Here is an 18,829-nt window from a genome sequence, read left to right as displayed (position 1 = left end):
TGCTTCTATAAAATACAATTTGAAACTAATAAAACTCCTGCATTTGTAGGAGTTTTTTTGTGTTTAACAATGTTAATATTAGGTTTTAAGGCTGTTTTTTGCTATGTTTGTAAATATCCGCTTTTTTTTCAAATTCCCTTAATATAAGCCTATGGAGTTATACTATTCACTATCTGTACTCATAGTTTTGGCATCATTTTTTGCCTATTTAAATGTTCGTTTTTTAAAATTACCATCTACCATTGGTGTAATGGTTATTGCTATGGCAGTATCTATTTTTTTGGTAGTATTCAGTAAATTTTTGCCTAATACACTGCATCGTATTTCTAACCTTATACACGGTTTTGATTTTACAGAACTGCTCATGGGAGCAATGCTTAATTTTCTGCTATTTGCAGGTGCTATCCATATCAACCTGAAAGACCTAAGGGAGCAGCGGGCACCGGTTATGGTTTTCTCATCTGTTAGTGTTGTTATTTCTACGTTTGTGGTGGGTACACTGGTTTATTTTATCCCTATTGCCGATCTTAATATTCCGTACATATACTGTCTGTTGTTTGGGGCACTTATTTCGCCTACAGATCCTGTTGCGGTACTCAGCATCCTTAAAGAGGCAAAAGTGCGCAAATCACTCGAAACCAAAATTGCAGGTGAGTCGTTGTTTAACGACGGTGTTGCCGTTGTGGTGTTTGCAGTATTACTACAGCTTGCCCAGGGGGCATCTGCCGATCTTACTCCGTTAAATGTAGTTTGGTTGTTTATCAAAGAGGCCGGAGGAGGTTTCTTACTGGGTATTATACTGGGTGTAACAGCATCGCGTGCATTGCGCAAAATAGACGATTATAAAGTATCGGTACTGATAACGCTATCGGTAGTTATGGGAGGTTATCTTATTGCACGTGCCCTGCACATCTCGGGTCCGTTAACCATGGTTATTGCTGGTATTATTATAGGCAACTTTAAACGCAGGTTTATAATGTCTACGGTTACAAAAGATTATCTGGATAAATTTTGGGAACTGAACGACGAAATCTTAAATGCCATACTATTTTTATTCATTGGTTTTTATCTTTTAGTGATTAAAAACCTTAACGAATATTGGTTTCCGGGCCTTGCCTGTATTGTGCTGGTATTATTTGCAAGATTTATATCCATATGGATCCCTACCACGTTTATACCTTTTAAAGAAAGGTTTAGCCGCGGAACTATAAAAATACTCGTGTGGGGTGGTTTAAGGGGCGGTGTGTCTATTGCATTGGCGCTCTCTATAAACGACGGGCCTTATAAAGATACTATTATTGCCATTACTTATTTTGTGGTGGTGTTCTCTATAATAGTGCAGGGATTGACTATTGGTAAAGTGGCAGGTAAAATACTCGAAAAATCGTAATAACCGATTAAAAGAAAAGTTGATACAACTACAAAGCGGCATAGCACCCGTTATGGGTGCTAAGCTCTATGTGTGTGGGTATTCTGGCAAGTTTTAAACAAAAAGAGGGAATTCTTCTCCATCATAAGTGTCATTCTCCATTTCTTCATTAAGCTCATCCTCCTCGGTAAAGTAACCGAACATTTTTACAAGCCCAAATCCGGCAAGAGCTGCGAGGCAAAATTTTAGCAGTTTCATGTCGTTTACGTTTTTTGGGTTAATTATTGGTTTCATGTTGTTATTTTGTACTTTTCTTTATTATTATGAGTTGAAATTACAAATAAATAGTTTTTGGTAAAATTTTTTAGGAAAATTTTAATATCAAAATTGCGAATATGCAATGAAAAGGGTGTTTCGTGTAACGAAATTTATAAATGCCTAATGTTTTAACTGCAATGCGTGCATATAATTTATGCATCCTTTTTTGGAAGCGAGAATTCAGGATTAAAAATCAACCCTATCAAATTGCCCCAAAGGTCTTTTACGGTAGCGGTCATTATTTCTCCGCCTACATTTTCCGGTTCTTCAAAGGCTGTGGCTCCAAGGCTGAGAAAACGCTTAAACTCTGCATCAATATCATTAACACCCCAGTAGGTGGCTACGTTTTCAGTCTTGCTGTTAGCAGGTGTGTCATCGGGTTGCAGGCCAAGCTCATATCCGGCAATGTTGAAGCCTACATAAAAAGGTTCGTTAAAATAGGGTTCGGTTGCAAAAGCTTCTGCATACCATTTTGTTGCAGCGGTAATATCGCCAACTTTATAAATAGTAGTGCGAAGGCCAAGTAGGGTGGTGCTCATAATAATCAGCTGTTTATTGGTTAATCAAATTTAAAGTGTAGGTTAAAGATACATGTTACCATAAAAATAAATTGCTTAGAGAAATATTAAATTTTATATTTACCATCCTTATGTTTTCATGATGTATAAAAACGCTGCGGACTGGATACCGGAATTTGATAAATACAGGCATATATCATTTGATCTATGGCTTACGCTTATTAAATCACATCCTGAATTTAAGCCTAAACGAAATCAACTTTATAAAGATTATTTTAAAATAGATAAGCCTATAGAAGAGGTGGCTTCTGTTATCAGGAAATTCGATCTGTTAACCAATAGTATTAACGAAAAGGTAGGCCGCAATTTTGATACGTTCGAAATATTTTATCTTATACTTGATGGACTCTCGGTAAATATTTCCAATTACGGACAGAAAGAGCTTCAGGAATTTTATAACCTGAACGACGAAATTTTAATGCAGTATAAACCTGTATTGCTTCATGATACTATTCCTGCTTTTTTAAAAGAGATTTATGATAATGGTAAGTCGCTGAATATTCTCAGTAATACGGCTTTTATAAAAGGGAATTCACTCAGGAATATTATATCTCATTATGGCCTGGATGAGTATTTTGCCTTTCAGTTATATTCTGACGAGACAGGATATTCTAAACCGGCGCCCGAAATGTATGGATATGCTTACAACGAGATACAAAAAATTAATACCATAGCAAAAAACGAAGTGCTGCACGTGGGCGATAACCGTCTTAGTGACTATTACGGAGCCATGAATTTTGGTTTTAATGCGCACTTAATTATAAACACCACAACAAATGAATCTAAGTTACAGCCTGCATAAAATATACGATAAAAACTGCTGCCCTTTTTCTGAGGTAGAATACAGTAAGTTTAAATTTGGCGATAATGCACTGGCACAAAAATTTGCCGATGAACTTTTTGAAGGTTTCATTGCAGCACATAAAGACCTTATATTGGCGCATGACGAAGTGGTTATACTGCCAAGTCCATACCTTGCCATACCCACAGCAAGTAATTATTTGAGTTTTCATTTTAAGACAAGGATGAACCAATTTTTGTATTCTCATGGCAAAAAGGCCTTAGCCGAAAGCAAAATTTACCGAAACCAAACTTATACTACTGATTATGGTAACCTTGATTTTAACGACCGTGTAAAACTGATTGCGAACGATACATATTACATAGACCGTTATTATATACAGGGCAAGCTATGCCTGTTTATGGACGATATTAAAATTACAGGAAGCCATGAACATATTGTAAAAAAAATACTGAATGAACATGAGGCACAGGGCGAATTTGTATTTGTGTATTTTGCCGAGCTTATAAATAAGGATATCCATCCTAACATAGAAAACTATTATAATTACTTTTATGTAAAAGATGCCGGAAGCCTTGCAACCGTAATAAACAGTCCTCAGTTTGTGTTTAATACCCGCACTGTAAAGTATATTTTAAAATTAAACCACAGCGAACTTGTAACATTGCTGGCACAGGTTGCGACTAATTTGCTGCAGGAACTTTTTAATCTTGCCGTAAGTAACAACTACCATACAATAAACGACTATAAAGAGAATCTTAACTATATCAATAAAATTTTAATCAACAATAAAACAATAGATTATGGCTATCAACTTACAGAAGGGCCAGCGCGAAACGCTTAATGCACCTAAATTTACAATAGGCCTGGGATGGGATACGAACTCATCTGTTACAGGCGCGCAGTTTGACCTTGATGCATCTGTATTTATTATGGGTGAGAATAAAAAGCTAATTGCTGACGAATTTTTTGTATTTTACAATAACCTTACTTCACCCGATGAGGCTGTACAGCACACAGGTGATAACCTTACCGGAGCCGGAGATGGAGACGATGAGCAAATACTTGTCGATCTTAGCAAGATAGACCCACGTGTAAGCGAGCTTTGCATTGTGGTTACCATACACGATGCCGATGCACGAAAGCAAAATTTTGGACAGGTTCGTAACTCTTTTGTTCGCATAGTAGATGCGTCAAATAACACTGAGATTGTAAAATATGAACTTGAAGAAGATTTTTCTATAGAAACTGCTGTAGAGTTTGGCAGGATTTATAAAAGAAACAACGAGTGGAAATTTGAAGCTGTAGGCATGGGCCAGCGCGGTGGTTTACAGGATTATTTAAACAAATACAACTAAAAATATCATGGCAATAAATTTAGAAAAAGGGCAGCGCATTAGCCTTGAAAAAAGTAATGGTACCAAACTACTTAATATATGTGTGGGTGTTAACTGGGGTGCGATAGTAAAAAAAGGTTTTTTTAGTACCAGCAAAATTGCAGTAGACCTTGATGCAAGCTGCTCTGTATATGACGAAAATAAAAGAGTTATAGACACGGTAAGCTTTAGGCAGTTAAAAAGTAACGATCAGGCTATAAGGCACAGCGGCGACGACCTTACAGGCGACATGAGCGGCGATGACGGTCTTGACAACGAAGTGATCACTGTAGACTTTTCAAGGCTTAACCCTGCAGCAAGCTATGTGGCTTTTTATATAAACAGCTTTAGAGGCCAGGATTTTAAAGATATTCCGTTTGCATCGATAAGAATATACGAAGGTACACCTACGCGTGTAAACGAAGTGTTTGCAAAATATGATATTGCTAACGACAGTGCTTTTTCCGGAAGTGTTACTATGGTGCTTGGCGTGTTCTATAAAAAGAACGGTGAGTGGAAGTTTAATGCTATTGGTGCTCCAACACCTGACAGGAAGATAGAAGAGACCGTTATTACTATTCAAAACAGTTATCTGTAATATATGGAAAATTTAGAAAATATTCCGGCAGGTGCGTCGCTTGCCCCTATAGATAAAGAGGGCAATGTAACGCTGGCTAACATTCAGGAAGCCGACCTGCCTCAGTATAAAGCCATATCTGGCCAACTCACAGAAACTGATGCCAATTCTATATTAAACTTTGGTGCAGAGATACAAAACTCTATCGCCAAGCAGAGTGACACGTTCCTGAATAACGTGAGGGTACAGCAGGGTGGCGAAGTAGGTGTGCTTATAAATGAGTTGCTTACAGAGCTTAACTATATTGATGTAGATGAGCTTAACAAAAGCGGCTTTCAGAGGTTTCTTTCAGGAATACCTTTGCTTAAAAAGCTTGTTGTAGATGTAAAACAACTATTCCAGAAATATGATAAGATAACGGCAAACGTAGACCGTATCAGCAATAAGGTTAAAGCTGGTATGATCAATTCGGTTAAAGACAATACTGCGCTCCAAACCATGTTCGACAGTAATGTTAGTCTTATCAAAGAGCTCGAAAAATATATAATTGCAGGACAGCTTAAGTTTAAAGAACTTAATGAGGAGCTTGCCGTTATGGAAGCTAACCCTGCCAATTATCAGGATTATGAAATATCCGATAAACGTACGTTTATAAGCAGGCTCGATAAGCGCCTTGCCGATATGAAGGTGGTTAGGTTTATTTTGCTACAGTCGCTGGCACAAATAAGGGTGGTGCAAAACAATAACACCTCTATTGCCGAAAAAGCACAAAGCATACTGACTACTACCATGCCGGTATGGAAAAATCAGCTAACGCTTGCTGTAGCCCTGCAAAGGCAAAAACAAAATATTGAGGTTCAGAAGAAAGTATCGGAAACCACCAATACAATTCTGAAAAAGAATGCCGAAATGCTTAAGCAAAACAGTATAGAGGTGGCAAGAGAGAATGAGAATACCATAGTTTCTTTAGATACGCTTAAAACCACTACGCAATCGCTTATTGACACACTTACCGAAGTGAAGCAGATACATGAGCAGGGAGCCAAAACAAGGCGCGAGCTTGATGCCGGACTTCAAAACCTTGAAGCCGAACTTAAAAAAGGAGTTATTAGCTAATACAAAAGTATGGAGCACAAAGCCAGGTCGATCAGGCCATTTATAGGTTCAAAAGATTTTGAGGTTTCGAGAAGCTTTTATCGCGACCTTGGGTTTACTGAAACGGTATTAGGAAAAGACCTCTCTGTTTTCGAAACGGGGTCTAATGCATTCTATCTGCAAAACTATTACAATAAAGACTGGGTAGACAATACCATGGTTTTTATGGAGGTAGAAAATGTTGAAGAGTTTTGGGGGCAGCTCCTGGCTTTAAATCTTACAGATAAATATAAAGATGTAAGGTTAGTGCCTATAAAAAACCTGGAGTGGGGCAGAGAGTGCTTTGTGCACGATCCATCAGGGGTGCTGTGGCATTTTGGAGCATTTAATAAATAAAAAAGGAATAGAGAGTATTAGGAATAGCAGGGGAGGAAGTAATGCGCATGGATGAGCTGGAAGATATATATGCTCAGATTATAAAAGAGAGCCAAAAAAGGTTATTGATGGTAAAAATGTTGTCTAACTTTTTTAACCACAAAGACCTTTTTGCCGTTTATGTGCGCACTAAAGTAATCCACAACCTTTTTGAGGCTAATAAAGATCTTGATGTGCATAAACTGGAACTCTTTCATGTTCAGTACACCAGCAGTCTTACCGACCTGTTTCAAAAGCTTAAAAAAGCCAAAGAGCAGCAATATCTGCTAATGGAAGATGAAGTGCATATAAACACTGATCTGATAGACAAGCTCCAAAAAGAAAGTGAACAACGCAATTTTATTGGAGAATGCCGCAGTCATGGACGGCAAATGGGCGTAGCATTAAAACAATTGTACACCATGCTTGCTGAGAACAGCCAAGCCATGTTTAGCTGGAACGATATTACACAATTTTCGGTAAAGTTTGCGTCTGAGTATTATCGCGAAATTCCCGAAGCAGACTTTGCTGAACTTACTGCTGTGACGGATAAAAATGTCTACCAAAATAATTATGTGGCTATAGAGCGAAAGCTTTTAGGCAGGCTAAATATACTTAATTTCAGGGTTAAATTTGTTTGCGGATTAAGTCATAATAATCAATATGCAGAGGTTTTTGACTTTATAGACAGTAACGACAGGTTTGTGTTTATAAATGGCAGTAAATCGTTTTGTTTTTTAAATGAAGAAGTCGCCAAAGGTATTGATCTTTCTAAAAACACATCAAACAAGGCTGATATTATTACTGGCCTGCAACATAAAAATGATATGCTCCGCGACAGGCAGGCAGCATTAAAAACAGCATTGCCTCAGGATGTTGAGGCTGTACTCGCGACATACCTCGAAAAAATTTCGGGGGTAGATTTTCTCGAAGAACTGCAAAATGTAGACGAGCAAACCAATATTTTAAGGGCGATGCTAAATATTAACATCAATTCAAAATAAGTAATGGCAATTAATTTAGAAAAAGGTCAGAGACAAAATATAGCAGCACCTAAGTTTACTGTAGGCCTTGGGTGGGATACAAACACAAGTGCTACAGGTCAGGCGTTCGACCTGGATGCATCGATATTTATTTTAGGGGCAAACGGCAAACTGATAAGCGACAGCCATTTTGTGTTTTACAACAACCTGACATCTCCTGACGGTGCTGTAGAACATACAGGAGACAACCTTACAGGTGCCGGAGATGGCGACGACGAAAAAATAACAGTAGACCTTGCCAGGATATCGCAGGATGTAGCCGAGATATGCTTTGTGGTAACCATACATCAGGCCGCTGAACGCAGGCAAAACTTCGGGCAGATCCGCAATTCATTTATCCGTATAGTAGACACTGCCAATACAGAGTTGGTTAAATATGAACTTGACGAAGACTTTTCTATAGAAACGGCCGTAGAATTTGGCAGGCTGTACAAACGTAATGGTGAATGGAAATTCGAAGCTGTAGGCTCCGGGCTTAAAGGGGGCTTACAGGACTTTTTGAATAAGTATAATTAGAGATATTAGCTGCTAATTTCACAAATCAGGAACAATAGTATATATTGAAACCTAAATTTAACAGCATTCAATAGAAATTCGTTTAATTTGTATAATTCATGGCTATAATTTAATTGCTCGGCTGTTAGGCATCCATTTACAACAAGGTAAACCACAAACATTTTTATATATTTGTGGCGTTCTTTACCTAAACAAACAAAAAGATGAAATTATTAGAAGGAAAAACGGCAATAATTACCGGCGCAAGCAGGGGTATAGGCCGTGGCATAGCCCTTGTATTTGCACAGCATGGTGCTAATGTTGCTTTTACTTACAGCGCATCGGCAGAGGCAGCTAAAACACTCGAAGAGGAGCTTAATGCTTTTGGTATAAAAGCTAAAGGATATCAGAGCAATGCAGCCGATTTTAATGAGGCTCAAAAACTGGCAGATGATGTTGTTGCAGAATTTGGTACAATCGACATACTTATAAACAATGCAGGTATAACTAAAGACAACCTGCTAATGAGAATATCTGAAGCTGATTTTGATACCGTTATTGAGGTAAACCTTAAATCGGTTTTCAACATGACAAAAGCAGTACAAAAAACAATGCTTAAACAACGCAGTGGCTCTATTATTAACATGAGCTCTGTAGTTGGTGTGAGCGGCAATGCAGGGCAGTCTAACTATGCTGCTTCTAAGGCAGGTATTATTGGTTTCTCTAAATCTATAGCGTTGGAGCTTGGATCGCGCAACATTCGTTGCAACGTTATTGCGCCGGGCTTTATTGAGACCGAAATGACGGCCAAACTATCTGAAGAGGTGGTTAAGGGCTGGAGAGAGGGTATTCCATTAAAAAGAGGTGGCAGCCCGGAAGATGTGGCCAATGCCTGTGTGTTCTTAGCATCTAACCTATCGGCTTACGTTACAGGGCAAACCCTTAATGTAGACGGTGGTATGCTAACCTAATTATTAATTTTTCGGATTAACGGCTTACAAATGACTGCATCTACGGTTTTATTATTAGTACTTTCTGCACTTGCAGCTTTCGGTTTGTCGTTTTACCAATATCTTTTTAAGGCCAAAACAAAGGGAAAGATTTACTTTGTTTTGGCTTTTTTGCGTTTTATTACGTTGTTTTCAATATTTGTACTGCTTATAAATCCTGTAATTACGCGCAGGCAACTCGAAACAGTAAAGACGCCGCTTCCGGTACTTATTGATAATTCTATATCTGTAAAAGAACTGGGGCAGGACAATACAGCTAAGCAGCTTGTTGAAAAAATATTGGGTAATGCTGCACTAAAAGATAAGTATGATGTGCAGCCTTACACTTTTGCCGAGGGTTTTGAAGGCAGTGCCACGCCCGATTTTAAAGGTAAGCAAACCCATATAGACCAGGCAGCGCAAAACCTTAAACAGTTATACAGGAACACCACTTATCCGGTGGTATTGATTACTGACGGCAATCAAACCATTGGTAACGACTATGTGTACAGTTTTAGCGAAAACACATCGGTTTATCCTTTGGTTTTGGGCGATACAACCACGTTTACCGATCTTAGGGTAACACAGGTTAATGTCAACAAATATGCTTTTTTAAAGAATAAATTTCCTGCAGAGGTATTTGTTCAGTACAGCGGTAATAAAACAGTGAATGCTATTTTTAATATTATGCGCGGCAGCAGTGTGGTGTATAAACAAAACATAACATTTTCTAAAGACAAGAAAGCGCAATCATTATCAGTATTACTTGATGCTGATAAAGTGGGAGTGCAAACCTATAAGGCAGTTATAACATCTGGCGAAGCCGAAAAAAACAAATACAACAATACTAAGAATTTTGCTGTTGAGGTTATAGACCAGCGCTCTGAAATCGCTTTGGTATCTGCCATAAACCATCCGGATCTGGGTGCTATAAAACGTTCTATAGAAACCAACCAGCAGCGCAAGGTTACCATACTCAAGCCTACTGAAGTAAAATCGTTGCAGGATTATAATGTGTTGATCCTGTATCAGCCTGATACATCGTTTAAACAGTTGTTGGATATAAATAAAAATGCAGGATTAAATACTTTTATCGTTACCGGATTGAATACGGATTTCAATCTTCTAAACCAGTATCAAAGCCAGCTAAATTTTAGGATGACCACACAGCGCGAAGATTATCTAGCCGATTTTAATAGCCAGTTTAATTTATTTGCCCTTACAGATATTGGTTTTGGGCAGTTTCCGCCATTACAGCACCCGTTTGGTACAATAACGGCTAAAAGCAATGTAAATGTATTGCTAAAAGCACGTATTCGTAATGTTGAGACTGAAAATCCTATCATGGCGTTTTCTGAAAACGGAGCATCCCGCAGTGCGTTTTTGTTAGGTGAGAACATTTGGAAATGGAGGATGGAAAGCCATATAAATACAAAGTCTTTTGTTGATTTTGATGTTTTTTTAGATAAGACGATTCAGTTCCTTAGTTCTAATTCTAAACGTAAATCGTTGGTGGTAAACCATGAAAGTTTTTATAATTCCGGTGAGTTAATAACTATAACGGCTCAGTATTTTAATAAAAACTACGAGTTTGACGATAATGCCCGTTTAACCATTCAGCTAAAAAATAAGCAAACCAATGCTTCTAAAAACTATGATTTTCTTAAGGGAACCAATGAGTATAAAGTAAACCTTGACGGGCTTGAAGCCGGACAATATAGCTTTACGGTTAAGGAAGCAGGTTCTAACACCTCCTATTCCGGCAGGTTTGAAGTGCTGGATTTTGAGATAGAAAAACAGTTTGTAAACCCGGATCTTGCACGTTTGCAACAGGTGGCGGCAAATACAAATGGCAAGGTATATTATCCTGATAATGCCGATGCACTTATTAAAGCCCTTTCAGATAATGAAATGTATAAGGCAGTACAAAAAGAGATAAGCAAACAATCGCCACTCATAGACTGGATATGGCTGTTAGTGATACTTGCGGTGGCTTTAAGTGCCGAATGGTTTATAAGAAAATATAATGGTTTGCTGTAAGTCTTTATTTACTTAAAGGAATTATAAATAACATTGCCCACCCTCATTTAATCTTTACATTTGAACGAATAACAAATTAAAGATTATCATGAAAACAATATTATCTTTTGTAACTACATTAGTTTTAATAACTTTTTTACAGTCATGCAACAGTACAAAGGCAGTGTCGTCTTTAGATGTCCTGACCACTAAAGATTGGGAGTTAACTACTATTAATGGCCAGCCTGTAGATGCCTCTAAATACAATAGCGGCGTTCCTGTGGCTAATTTTTCTAAAGACAACAAAATATCAGGCAATGGCGGATGCAACCGTTACAGCGGCTCTTATAACCTTAACGAAGAGGGAGGCATAAATATAAGCCAGGTTATTGCTACGAAGATGTTTTGCCCGGGCGATGGTGAGGGTGAGTACATGAAAGCTTTAGAAACCGCAAATGCTGCTATGGTAGATAAAGATAAACTTGTATTGCTTAATGGAGTGGATGAAGTTTTGGTCTTTAAGCCTAAGCAATAGCAATAAGGTACAGTATAAAAAACTAAGGGCTGCCATATGGCAGCCCTTAGTTTTTTTAGATATAATTTTTTAGTTATGGTTGTCCATCTGTTCGCGTAATGTTCACACCGTTTCTAACCGGGGTCCGCCTGTTTACAAGGTGGCTTTCATGATCGTGATGATGGTAGTCGTCCTGAGCTTTTGTCTTTTTAGGAAAAGTGGCAAGCTCTTGAGGGTTCGTAATCGCCGGGTCATCATAAGGCAGGTAGCCGTATGGATGGCTCGTTTCCTGATGTCCACCCATGTTCATCGAACCGGTGTGGTAATTGGTAACAGTTGCCATAATTGTTTGATTTATATATATAAAGGTACTGCTATTTAACGAATTAGCAAAATAAATCGTTAAAAATAATAATACCTCAATCAGGTTTAACCTATATCGATATAATAGTAGTTTTATATCGATATAGCTGTTAAAGTGTTTCCGGTACCAATACCTGAACCTGGTCTTTTAGCCTATCTATAACCAAATTCATCATACGTTTGTTTAGGTTTGAAGAGTTAAGTGTATATTCTTTAAACTCATCAACAGTAAACATTCCTATTATCATTCCTTTTAAGGCGTTTCTAAATTTTATATCCTTATGTATAGCGTTTTCTATGTAGAGTAATTTTTTTTCCACAGACAGCGTGTAAAAATAATTCTTTTGTTTATTAGCATAATTTACAAAAGCCTCGGCTAACAAATTGCTTTGCAATTTAATTACCGGTCGTAAGGTTTTGTTTTGAAAAATTTCCTCTTTAGAAGATTGCGGGTGGATAGCTCCAATACTTTCTTCTCTCAACGAAAGTATGCCTGAGTCGCGATGGTCCATTAGTATGTTTGTTTCTCTTAAAGATAAAAAAAAACCTCTGCATTTGCAGAGGTTTTAAAAACTTTATGATTTTTTATTATTTGATGATAAAGGTTACCCTTCTAACCGTTTGACGGGCAAAAGCAGACTCTTTATTTACAGATGAATCTTCGCCATTACCTTTAATAGTAAGTCTAGAACCATCTATACCAGCATCAATCAATATTTTCTTAACATTTTCGGCCCTTCTGGCAGAAAGCAGTTTGTTGTATTCAGTATCACCAACTTCGTCAGCATAACCAACAACATCAGCAGAAGCAGATGGGTTTTCTTTCAGGTATTTGATAAGGAAGTTAATACCGCCTACAGATTGTGCGTTAGGCTGATCTTTACCAAAATCAAAGTAAGCATTAACATAACCACCGTTGATTAGGTCGCCAATCTCTGCACTCATTGTTTGTTTAACTTCTTTCTCTTTAGTGTCTATGTAAGACTCAAGCTCATCTGGAACACCGTTACCGTTTTTGTCGATATTTCTACCTTTACTGTCTACAGCAACACCAGCAATAGTGTTAGGCTCTGTATCTAAGTAATCCGGCACACCGTCTTTATCAGAGTCGTTCATCATAGTCTCAAGATCACCTATACGGCTGTCAAGGTTGTCGATTTTATCGTCAGCATTGTACACATACCAGTCAGCATGCTCTTCGTGTTTACCAAGATAGATCGAAAGACCTATTGTAGCATGATAAAGAGTACTGTCAAAACCTTGTTTTCTTCTTAGTTCAGTATCTAAATAATCGCCACCATCCCAGGTTCTCTGTTGAGAGAAACTGTTAATCATAGTGAAATCAGCAGTTAATGCCACACTGTTAGACAAACGTATTTGTCCACCAAGTCCAATAAGGAAATTTCCAAGTTGGTCGTTATCCTTTATTTGATCATTTGCCAATTGAGATATACCAACACCAGCATGACCGAACAAACCGATTCTTTTAGTCCATGATTCGAACTCAAGAACGCGCCCAAGGTTTACAACACCCTGTAGTGATGCGCCATATACCTGGCTTTCGAATTCCTGACTGTTATCACCATTGTTTAGTACATCGTAGTATGCTTCTACTTTTAAACCAAATTTAGTGTTGAACATATATCTTGCACCTAAATTTGCATTAAACAAATTAGTAGCGTCTGTGTTATAGCCAGGAGACATCGGGTTAGATGCTTTTACAAAACCACCACCAAAGTCTATAGACCATTTGTCATAGTCTGAAGCTGCTTTAGTAACTTCTTTTGTAGTTTGTTTTTTGGCTTTCTTGGCAGCCTTTGCTTTTTGGGCGCTCAAATTTGCCGAGCATAGGCAAAGCAGTAATAGGGGGAGTACAGCTTTCTTCATAAATAATTGTTTTGTTTATCAGTACGTTGAAATTTTTCTGTAAAAATAGTAAAATAAAGTTAAGAAAATATGTGTTATTTTTATAAATAATTTAAACAAAAATAAAAAATGTTTTTTATAAATAATCCTTATGATTCTTCTTTTTTGTCTCAACATCAGTATATTACGGATGAGGAGGCTGCTGATATAGCAAAAATAAGCGCTAATTCCTATGCAGCATGGAGGGCTAAACCAATGTCTGACAGGCTAAATTTTATAAAAAGATTAGTAAATGTGTTAACAAATAAACAACATTTACTGGCAAAACAATGTACTTTAGAGATGGGGAAACCCATTTCTCAGTCATTAGCTGAAGTACAAAAATGCAAAAAATTATGCGAATATTATATTAATAGCGCAGAAATTTTTTTGACACCGGTAAAAATCGATACTGATGGATCTGAAAGTTTTGTTGTTTATGAACCATTAGGTGTAATTTTAGGTGTTATGCCATGGAATTTTCCTTATTGGCAGGTATTCAGGTTTGCGATTCCTGCTATTATTGCCGGTAATACAGTATTGGTTAAACATGCCAGTAACGTGGCCGGCTGCGCATTGTTAATTGAAGATATATTTGCCGAGGCTGGTTTCCCGGATGGGATTTACAAAAACCTTCTTATAAGTGGCGATAGGGTTAAAAAGGTAATCGAGAATCCGGATGTTAAAGCCGTATCATTAACAGGTAGCGAAAAAGCCGGAGCCTCTGTAGCTTCTATTGCAGCCGCGCAAATAAAAAAGGCAGTATTGGAGCTTGGCGGCAGTAATGCCCTTATTGTTTGCAGTGATGCTGATCTTGATGAGGTTATTCCTATTGCGGTTAATGCACGTTTTCAAAATGCGGGACAGAGTTGTATAGCTGCCAAACGTTTTTTTGTACACAGCAGCCTTTTTAAGGCCTTTATAGAAAAGTTTACAGAGGCAGTAAAAGAACTGAAAGTTGGGGATCCGCTTAATGAAGATACCTATTTGGGACCATTGGCCCGTACAGATCTGGCAAAAGATATCGAAGATCAGGTAAACAGATCGGTAGCCATGGGGGCAAAGATAGTTTACGGAGGAAATAGGAGTGAGGCTTTTTATGAGCCTACCATTTTGACAGATATTACTACAGATATGCCTGTTTTTACCGAAGAGACTTTTGGCCCGGCTGTTCCTGTAATGTCCTTTGAAACTTTTGATGAAGCTGTCAGTCTAAGTAATAAAACCCAGTTTGGTCTTGGGGTCTCTATATTTACTAAAAATGTTGACGGCATTAAAAGTAAGCTGCATTTGTTTGAGGAAGGTGCCGTGTTTATAAATGCTATGGTAAAATCTGATCCGGCACTTCCGTTTGGTGGTATTAAACGTTCTGGTTATGGGCGCGAACTTGCAGAGAATGGCATTAAAGAGTTTGTAAATGTAAAAACAGTATATATAGGATAGTTATTTCTATTATATACTCTGAATAATGATATAAAAGTAACTGACTGCTTGTAAGTGGGGGTTTTATTTAAAAAAAGAAATCCCCGCTGCATTGCAACGGAGACTTCAACATGGAGGGGTTTAAATATCTTTTTAGAAAATGATTTTCTTAGATGCTTTACCTTTTTCGGTGTTAACTTCTATGATCAGCATTTGCTGAGATGATTGCAGGTCTGTAATTTTTTCAGTAGTGGCGTTGATACCATTTTTACTATACAGTTTGCTGCCTCTAATGTCATAAACATTTATCTCATTAATCAATGTATTGCCAGCAGATATGTTTATTTCGTTGTTTTCTCTATAAACTATGAGGCTGTTTGCATCGAATATATTAGATGTTGTGCCAAGTGCCTGAGTGCTGTAAATAATCTCAAACCTGTCGTTAAATGTTCCGGCATCTGTGGTAAAAGTATATCCGTTAACAGTAATATCGGTAATCTGATTAAGCAGCCTGTCGTTCAGATATATGTTCTGACCACTTTCAAATACACCATCTTTATTACGAACCGCTATAGTATATTGTCCTGCTGCTGTTCCGGTATATCCCATTCTAACAATATCGGCTGTGCTAAACTCCGGCCTTGCCTGTATGGTAAGGTTGTTGTCTTCGGCCACACTGTAGAAAGAAATCAGTCCGCCATTATTAAGGGCTAAACCTTCCCTTCCGGTATCCATACCTAAAGTAGCAGTGTTGCTGTATACAAGAACAGCCTGGCTGTAGGTGTTTTCATTGCTCATATCTACCCAAAGACGCGAAATAAGATCTGGGGTTGCAGTCCTGAAAAACTGAGGGTTGTGTACATCGCCCCTTCGCATTGCATTATTAAAAGTAACCACAGGGGTTGTTGCGCCCGATGCTGTTCTTACAATAAAGCCCTGCCCCGGATTAATAACCCATTGATTGCTTGGGGTTGTGCTAAAGAACGTAGCCCATTGCGCACCACCATATTGATCTTCGCCTGTATGGCCTCCTGTTGCATGATTGTATGCATAGGCATCTCGGGTCAGGGTAGCATAAGATGAAGCCTGGGTATTATTTTTCTTTCTCCAGAAATACAATGCTGCCGTAGGATCAAGTATTGTTTGATTTGTATCAAAAAATGCATGCACATTTATTGGAGAAGGATATGGGTTACCAATTGCCGTATAACGGTCTCCCTGGGTTGAAAGTGCTTTTGTAACTATTCCGTTTACAGGAACACCTGTAAAACTACCAGGATATGTTATTGCAGTGCTACCGGCATTATAACCAGGGGTAACATCTGAGTTTGGCATACGTATAAGGTAACTTTTTGCAGTTTCAAAGTTTGTATTAGGGTCTATTATAAAATACTGCTCTACGTTTGCATTTAAGGTAGCGTCATATCCATATTTATATTCATAGAACCTTCCAAGGGTTGTATTAGGAGAGAAAGCCAAAAGTTGCTGGCCTACTACCGGAGAAGACCATAATGTATAATCTAACCTGAAAAGTGATGAACTGTTACGTTTTAATGTAATGTTTCCTATGTTTACAGCATTAGTTTGCTGAATAAGGTGTGCATTATTCTGGAAAGTAACGCTGCTTCCTGCGTTTACCCTTATAAATTTATTAAGTGTTACGGTTCTGCCTGTTGGTATGCTTACCACAGCATTGTTATTAACCTCAAGGCTACATCCGTATAAGTCAACATTTTCGCTATATGGGCCGTTAATGTATATTGTTGTTGCAATATCAGGTACACCATTGCTCCATGCTGTACCATCCCAGGTAGTACTTTTTACCATCAGTGCTACAGGGGTTGTATATTCATCTGCATAAGTAGCGCTGTGTACTAATGCCCTAACATAAACGGTAGAAGTTATTGCTCCAATAGAAGAGCCCGGAAGTGTCGCTGTAGTGTTGGCAATGGTAGTTGGGCTCGCAAAGCCATAGGTAGAAGCTCGTTCCCAACGCACAATGCTTCCTATATAACCTGTAAGGGTCAGGGTAGGGGGAGTATCGCCTGTACAAACTGTGGTAGCACCTGTAATAGAACCGGGAATTGGAGGCTGTTCTATAATTACCGTTGCCGTGCCTGTTTTTACAACACCATAACTATCGGTTACTGTAACAGTATAAGTATATGTGCCTGGAGCCGATGTGTTAGGAACGTTTAGTGTAGTTCCTGTTCCTGAAAGGCCATTGCCACTCCATGAATAGGTAAAAGGACCATTACATCCGGTTACTGTGGCAGTAAGTGTGGTTGCTACTCCCTGATGGAAACTGCCGCCACCTGTAACGTTAACCGCAAAACTGCCTTTAGTTACTTCATACAAACGTATGCTGTTTGTAAGTGCATTTAAGTTTGCAAGACCGTTTAGCCTGATCGTTATTCGGTCTATAACCTGCCCTGGCAATATAGGTATCGAAATTGGCTGCCCATTGGTTATTGCTGTATTTAAGTTCAGATTAATAAAAGCATTGTCATCCAGTCGCCTGCTGTAAACCGGGGTAGAATTTCCGCCATTGTAAGCAAATATCTGGACACCATTTAATATTCCTAACGAGAGCAAGGAACTGTTTATACCTAGTTTAATTGTATATTCATCTGTAGCTACGGGTGGCACCCCTTCAAAATAAACAGTTTGTTCAATGTAAGATGCTACACCCAAAGTGCCTAAGCTAATGTTTGAATAGGTTGTGGCATTGCCATCTATTGCATATTGAGGGTTGGTAACACCTTCGGGTGTTGTTAGGCTTATAGAAGCTACTCCGCTTGCAGTGTAAGAGGTATAAGAACCTAAAGCACAGCCTGTATTTCCCTGTACATAAAACGCACCATAAACGTCTAACCAGCGTGTAGATACAATGCCGTTCATTCTGTTATCAATACGAATACGGTTAAAAGCAGCATTTGGAGTTACTTTTATATAATAATTTCCAACATTATCCCTAACAATCCTTAAACGCTCCTGAGCAAAATCAGTAAAGGTAGCACTGTTGAAAACTGTAGTTCCTGTTGAGTTCCTTGCACTTACCTGAAGATATTGTTGCCCTAGTAAGTTGTTAAGCAGGCTTCCAAGTGCGCCACCTACAAGAGCTTGTAGTGCATTGGCCTGCTCCATATTTATTTTTACATATACGGTAGTGTTGGCAGCGACATTTACGTTTCCGTTTAAAGTAGGAAACTGTAATTCAATATGGCTGGGAGATTCAATAATTAAACTTCCTACACCTAATATTGTTGTTGTGGTAATTCGTGCAGCTGTTGTTAAATCACTGCTTCCTGTTCCGTCTACAGCTCTGCTAATTGGGTACGTGGTACTGGTCACAGATGTTGCAGATGACGATACCGTTGTAGCATACTGCCTTGTTTGTGCAGTTGAATAGTTTGCAACAAACAAAATTCCTGTAATTAATAGTGTGTTTAATACACTAAAGAGTCGTTTTGTATTCATAATTTCTCCATTTTATGAAACAAAGTAACCTTGACTTACAGACTGTTATAAGCTAATAAAATTTTTTATC

19 protein-coding genes are annotated in these 18,829 nt (G+C 38.2%); 13 read left to right on the top strand and 6 right to left on the bottom strand.

The window, feature by feature from the left end:
- The first annotated feature begins 151 nt into the window (after positions 1-151).
- The gene (locus GR160_RS14665; protein ID WP_160750642.1) at positions 152-1,390 is read left to right on the top strand and encodes a sodium:proton antiporter; all 1,239 of its coding nucleotides are present in this window, start codon (positions 152-154) and stop codon (positions 1,388-1,390) included.
- 93 nt (positions 1,391-1,483) lie between these two features.
- Here GR160_RS14665 and GR160_RS14660 read toward each other — a convergent pair whose 3' ends face one another.
- Together GR160_RS14660 and GR160_RS19325 are read right to left on the bottom strand one after the other, a co-directional pair.
- On the bottom strand, positions 1,484-1,663 hold the full coding sequence (locus tag GR160_RS14660) for a hypothetical protein (RefSeq protein ID WP_160750641.1): 180 nt from the start codon (positions 1,661-1,663) through the stop codon (positions 1,484-1,486).
- Between the two features lie 176 nt (positions 1,664-1,839).
- On the bottom strand, positions 1,840-2,226 hold the full coding sequence (locus tag GR160_RS19325) for a VOC family protein (RefSeq protein ID WP_202390795.1): 387 nt from the start codon (positions 2,224-2,226) through the stop codon (positions 1,840-1,842).
- Positions 2,227-2,344: 118 nt separating this feature from the next.
- On the opposite strand from GR160_RS19325, the gene GR160_RS14650 reads away from it, so the two are divergent.
- The 11 genes from GR160_RS14650 to GR160_RS14600 all read left to right on the top strand — a co-directional run bounded on the left by GR160_RS14650 (position 2,345) and on the right by GR160_RS14600 (position 11,610).
- Positions 2,345-3,067, top strand: a complete 723-nt coding sequence (locus GR160_RS14650; protein ID WP_237421232.1) for an HAD family hydrolase — start codon at positions 2,345-2,347, stop codon at positions 3,065-3,067.
- Positions 3,042-3,911: a phosphoribosyltransferase family protein gene (locus GR160_RS14645; RefSeq protein ID WP_160750639.1), complete on the top strand. Its 870-nt coding sequence runs from the start codon at positions 3,042-3,044 to the stop codon at positions 3,909-3,911. The genes GR160_RS14650 and GR160_RS14645 overlap by 26 nt, the downstream gene beginning before the upstream one ends.
- Positions 3,871-4,425 (top strand): TerD family protein, encoded by a 555-nt coding sequence (locus GR160_RS14640; protein WP_160750638.1) that lies wholly within the window; start codon positions 3,871-3,873, stop codon positions 4,423-4,425. The genes GR160_RS14645 and GR160_RS14640 overlap by 41 nt, the downstream gene beginning before the upstream one ends.
- Positions 4,426-4,432: 7 nt before the next feature.
- Complete coding sequence (locus GR160_RS14635; RefSeq protein ID WP_160750637.1) at positions 4,433-5,041, top strand: TerD family protein; 609 nt, start codon at positions 4,433-4,435, stop codon at positions 5,039-5,041.
- 3 nt (positions 5,042-5,044) lie between these two features.
- Positions 5,045-6,136: a toxic anion resistance protein gene (locus tag GR160_RS14630; RefSeq protein ID WP_160750636.1), complete on the top strand. Its 1,092-nt coding sequence runs from the start codon at positions 5,045-5,047 to the stop codon at positions 6,134-6,136.
- 9 nt (positions 6,137-6,145) lie between these two features.
- The gene (locus GR160_RS14625) at positions 6,146-6,511 is read left to right on the top strand and encodes a glyoxalase (protein ID WP_160750635.1); all 366 of its coding nucleotides are present in this window, start codon (positions 6,146-6,148) and stop codon (positions 6,509-6,511) included.
- Positions 6,512-6,618: 107 nt separating this feature from the next.
- Positions 6,619-7,533 carry a hypothetical protein gene (locus tag GR160_RS14620; protein ID WP_237421231.1) on the top strand — a complete coding sequence of 305 codons (915 nt, stop codon included), beginning with the start codon at positions 6,619-6,621 and terminating at the stop codon, positions 7,531-7,533.
- Positions 7,534-7,536: 3 nt separating this feature from the next.
- Positions 7,537-8,088, top strand: a complete 552-nt coding sequence (locus GR160_RS14615; RefSeq protein WP_160750633.1) for a TerD family protein — start codon at positions 7,537-7,539, stop codon at positions 8,086-8,088.
- A 203-nt stretch (positions 8,089-8,291) separates the two neighbouring features.
- The gene (gene fabG / locus GR160_RS14610) at positions 8,292-9,038 is read left to right on the top strand and encodes a 3-oxoacyl-[acyl-carrier-protein] reductase (protein WP_160750632.1); all 747 of its coding nucleotides are present in this window, start codon (positions 8,292-8,294) and stop codon (positions 9,036-9,038) included.
- A gap of 30 nt (positions 9,039-9,068) precedes the next feature.
- Complete coding sequence (locus GR160_RS14605; protein ID WP_160750631.1) at positions 9,069-11,096, top strand: hypothetical protein; 2,028 nt, start codon at positions 9,069-9,071, stop codon at positions 11,094-11,096.
- 88 nt (positions 11,097-11,184) lie between these two features.
- Positions 11,185-11,610, top strand: a complete 426-nt coding sequence (locus GR160_RS14600; RefSeq protein WP_160750630.1) for an META domain-containing protein — start codon at positions 11,185-11,187, stop codon at positions 11,608-11,610.
- Positions 11,611-11,683: 73 nt separating this feature from the next.
- Here the strand turns inward: GR160_RS14600 and GR160_RS14595 are convergent, their stop codons facing one another.
- The 3 genes from GR160_RS14595 to GR160_RS14585 form a co-directional block, all read right to left on the bottom strand.
- Positions 11,684-11,899, bottom strand: a complete 216-nt coding sequence (locus tag GR160_RS14595; protein ID WP_160750629.1) for a hypothetical protein — start codon at positions 11,897-11,899, stop codon at positions 11,684-11,686.
- 163 nt (positions 11,900-12,062) lie between these two features.
- The gene (locus GR160_RS14590) at positions 12,063-12,464 is read right to left on the bottom strand and encodes a glyoxalase (protein WP_160750628.1); all 402 of its coding nucleotides are present in this window, start codon (positions 12,462-12,464) and stop codon (positions 12,063-12,065) included.
- Between the two features lie 76 nt (positions 12,465-12,540).
- Positions 12,541-13,839: an OmpA family protein gene (locus GR160_RS14585; RefSeq protein ID WP_160750627.1), complete on the bottom strand. Its 1,299-nt coding sequence runs from the start codon at positions 13,837-13,839 to the stop codon at positions 12,541-12,543.
- Between the two features lie 108 nt (positions 13,840-13,947).
- On the opposite strand from GR160_RS14585, the gene GR160_RS14580 reads away from it, so the two are divergent.
- The gene (locus GR160_RS14580) at positions 13,948-15,300 is read left to right on the top strand and encodes an NAD-dependent succinate-semialdehyde dehydrogenase (protein WP_160750626.1); all 1,353 of its coding nucleotides are present in this window, start codon (positions 13,948-13,950) and stop codon (positions 15,298-15,300) included.
- A 132-nt stretch (positions 15,301-15,432) separates the two neighbouring features.
- On the opposite strand, the gene GR160_RS14575 is transcribed toward GR160_RS14580, so the two are convergent.
- Positions 15,433-18,759 carry a T9SS sorting signal type C domain-containing protein gene (locus GR160_RS14575; RefSeq protein ID WP_160750625.1) on the bottom strand — a complete coding sequence of 1,109 codons (3,327 nt, stop codon included), beginning with the start codon at positions 18,757-18,759 and terminating at the stop codon, positions 15,433-15,435.
- Positions 18,760-18,829 lie beyond the last annotated feature (70 nt).

The organism is Flavobacterium sp. Sd200 (genome assembly GCF_009826935.1).
Classification (GTDB): Bacteria; Bacteroidota; Bacteroidia; order Flavobacteriales; family Flavobacteriaceae; genus Flavobacterium.
This window is presented reverse-complemented; position numbering and strand designations above follow the sequence as displayed.